Source organism: Kribbella sp. NPDC004875 (genome assembly GCF_042873375.1).
GTDB lineage: Bacteria > Actinomycetota > Actinomycetes > Propionibacteriales > Kribbellaceae > Kribbella.
Genome location: NZ_JBIALI010000012.1, coordinates 1 through 3,640 on the forward strand (window position 1 = coordinate 1; position 3,640 = coordinate 3,640).

Here is a 3,640-nt window from a genome sequence, read left to right on the forward strand (position 1 = left end):
TTGGTTTTGTTTCTGATTCAAAGGATCAACTTTAGTTGTTGACTCTCCAGCTTTGCTGGTTTGTCTATATTTTTCAACGGAGAGTTTGATCCTGGCTCAGGACGAACGCTGGCGGCGTGCTTAACACATGCAAGTCGAGCGGTAAGGCCCCTTCGGGGGTACACGAGCGGCGAACGGGTGAGTAACACGTGAGCAACCTACCCTCAACTTTGGGATAAGCCTCGGAAACGGGGTCTAATACCGGATAATACTTCGCGCTTCATGGTGTGGGGTTGAAAGTTCTGGCGGTTGGGGATGGGCTCGCGGCCTATCAGCTTGTTGGTGGGGTAATGGCCTACCAAGGCGTCGACGGGTAGCCGGCCTGAGAGGGCGACCGGCCACACTGGGACTGAGACACGGCCCAGACTCCTACGGGAGGCAGCAGTGGGGAATATTGCGCAATGGACGAAAGTCTGACGCAGCAACGCCGCGTGAGGGATGACGGCCTTCGGGTTGTAAACCTCTTTCAGCAGGGACGAAGCGAGAGTGACGGTACCTGCAGAAGAAGGACCGGCCAACTACGTGCCAGCAGCCGCGGTAATACGTAGGGTCCGAGCGTTGTCCGGAATTATTGGGCGTAAAGGGCTCGTAGGCGGTTCGTCACGTCGGGAGTGAAAACTCGGGGCTTAACCCCGAGCCTGCTTCCGATACGGGCAGACTAGAGGTAGGCAGGGGAGAGCGGAACTCCTGGTGTAGCGGTGGAATGCGCAGATATCAGGAAGAACACCGGTGGCGAAGGCGGCTCTCTGGGCCTTACCTGACGCTGAGGAGCGAAAGCGTGGGTAGCGAACAGGATTAGATACCCTGGTAGTCCACGCCGTAAACGTTGGGCGCTAGGTGTGGGGGACATTCCACGTCCTCCGTGCCGCAGCTAACGCATTAAGCGCCCCGCCTGGGGAGTACGGCCGCAAGGCTAAAACTCAAAGGAATTGACGGGGGCCCGCACAAGCGGCGGAGCATGCGGATTAATTCGATGCAACGCGAAGAACCTTACCTGGGTTTGACATATAGGGAAATCCTCCAGAGATGGGGGGTCCGTAAGGGTCCTATACAGGTGGTGCATGGCTGTCGTCAGCTCGTGTCGTGAGATGTTGGGTTAAGTCCCGCAACGAGCGCAACCCTCGTCCTATGTTGCCAGCACGTCCTTCGGGATGGTGGGGACTCATAGGAGACTGCCGGGGTCAACTCGGAGGAAGGTGGGGATGACGTCAAGTCATCATGCCCCTTATGTCCAGGGCTTCACGCATGCTACAATGGCCGGTACAAAGGGCTGCGAAACTGTAAGGTGGAGCGAATCCCAAAAAGCCGGTCTCAGTTCGGATTGGGGTCTGCAACTCGACCCCATGAAGTCGGAGTCGCTAGTAATCGCAGATCAGCAACGCTGCGGTGAATACGTTCCCGGGCCTTGTACACACCGCCCGTCACGTCATGAAAGTCGGCAACACCCGAAGCCGGTGGCCTAACCCTTGTGGAGGGAGCCGTCGAAGGTGGGGCTGGCGATTAGGACGAAGTCGTAACAAGGTAGCCGTACCGGAAGGTGCGGCTGGATCACCTCCTTTCTAAGGAGCACTTGGCACTCCGCTTAGTGAGTGTCCATGTCATCACTTTCCAAGGCGAGTGTTCTTGGGGTGATGGTGCTTCGGAATGTGGAACATTGACCATTAGGTGGGAAGCGGAGTCGCTGAAGCTAGTACTGCTCATTTTGTGAGCGTGGAACGTGGATGGGGCCGAGTGGACTGCCGAGGCGCGCTGTTGGGTCCTGAGGAATCGGGCCCGGCTCACAGGACGTTGGTTCTGGGGGTCGTGGACTGTTTCTTCGAGGGTCACGGATCAACTGGGTTTCTGGTTGGTTGGGTGGCTGGGGCCGGCTCTCACCAAACTTCTGGTGTTGGGTGTCTTGTGGGTGGTTTGTTTCCCTGCAGGGTGTTCTTCTACTGGGTAGTGGTGAATGTGGGTTGGTGTTCCTGCCCGTATTTTGAGAACTGTATAGTGGACGCGAGCATCTCTTTGTAGCGTAATTTTTGCTTTTAGTTTTGTGACAAGCTACTAAGGGCAATCGGTGGATGTCTTGGCACCAAGAGCCGATGAAGGACGTTGGAGCCTGCGATAAGCCCCGGGGAGTTGGCAACCGAGCTGTGATCCGGGGATGTCCGAATGGGGAAACCCAGCTGGCATTCTAAAGCCAGTTACCAGTGCCTGAACACATAGGGTTCTGGAGGGAACGCGGGGAAGTGAAACATCTCAGTACCCGTAGGAAGAGAAAACAATTGTGATTCCGTGAGTAGTGGCGAGCGAAAGCGGATGAGGCTAAACCATGTGCGTGTGATAGCCGGCGTGCGTTGCGTAGATGGGGTTGTGGGAGCATTCTGACATTAATGCCGTGGTGTCGGAGAGTTATCAATCACTGTTGAAGTCGAATCTTCTGGAATGTTGAGCCGTAGTGGGTTATAGCCCTGTAGGCGTAAGACAGTGACTCTCGAGTGTTTTCCCAAGTAGCACGGGACTCTTGAAATCCCGTGTGAATCTGGCGGGACCACCCGCTAAGCCTAAATACTTCTTGGTGACCGATAGCGGACTAGTACCGTGAGGGAAAGATGAAAAGTACCCCGGGAGGGGAGTGAAATAGTACCTGAAACCGGTTGCCTACAATCCGTCGGAGCATTCACTTTGTGGGTGTGACGGCGTGCCTTTTGAAGAATGAGCCTGCGAGTTAGTGGTGTGTGGCGAGGTTAACCCGTGTGGGGTAGCCGTAGCGAAAGCGAGTCTGAATAGGGCGTTTTAGTCGCATGCTCTAGACCCGAAGCGGAGTGATCTATCCATGGGCAGGTTGAAGCGCGGGTAAGACCGCGTGGAGGACCGAACCCACCAGGGTTGAAAACCTGGGGGATGACCTGTGGATAGGGGTGAAAGGCCAATCAAACTCCGTGATAGCTGGTTCTCCCCGAAATGCATATAGGTGCAGCGTCGTGTGTTTCTTACCGGAGGTAGAGCACTGGATGGTCTAGGGGGCTTACCGGCTTACCGAAATCAGCCAAACTCCGAATGCCGGTAAGTGAGAGCGCGGCAGTGAGACTGCGGGGGATAAGCTCCGTAGTCGAGAGGGAAACAGCCCAGATCACCAGCTAAGGCCCCTAAGCGATTGCTAAGTGGAAAAGGATGTGGAGTTGCCCAGACAACCAGGAGGTTGGCTTAGAAGCAGCCACCCTTGAAAGAGTGCGTAATAGCTCACTGGTCAAGTGATTCCGCGCCGACAATGTAGCGGGGCTCAAGCAATCCGCCGAAGCTGTGGCATTCATACAGGTACTCGGCACAGGCTTTGGTCTGTGTCCAGGTGTGTGGATGGGTAGGGGAGCGTCGTGCAGCGTGTGAAGCAGCCTAGTGATGGAGTTGTGGATGCTGCACGAGTGAGAATGCAGGCATGAGTAGCGAATGACGGGTGAGAAACCCGTCCGCCGGATGATCAAGGGTTCCAGGGTCAAGCTAATCTGCCCTGGGTAAGTCGGGACCTAAGGCGAGGCCGACAGGCGTAGTCGATGGACAACGGGTTGATATTCCCGTACCGGCATTAACACGACCCGACCGAACCTACTGATGCTAAGGA

The 3,640-nt window shown here is 55.9% G+C and carries 1 rRNA gene and 1 other annotated feature (1 of these 2 cut by a window edge); the gene reads left to right on the forward strand.

The window, feature by feature from the left end:
• Nucleotides 1-73 precede the first annotated feature (73 nt).
• Nucleotides 74-1,598 (forward strand): 16S ribosomal RNA (locus ACFYRH_RS40240).
• 477 nt (nt 1,599-2,075) lie between these two features.
• Nucleotides 2,076-3,640: a sequence feature (mutual gap in cmsearch alignment for this rRNA model is longer than 100), on the forward strand; it runs 1,492 nt beyond the window's last position.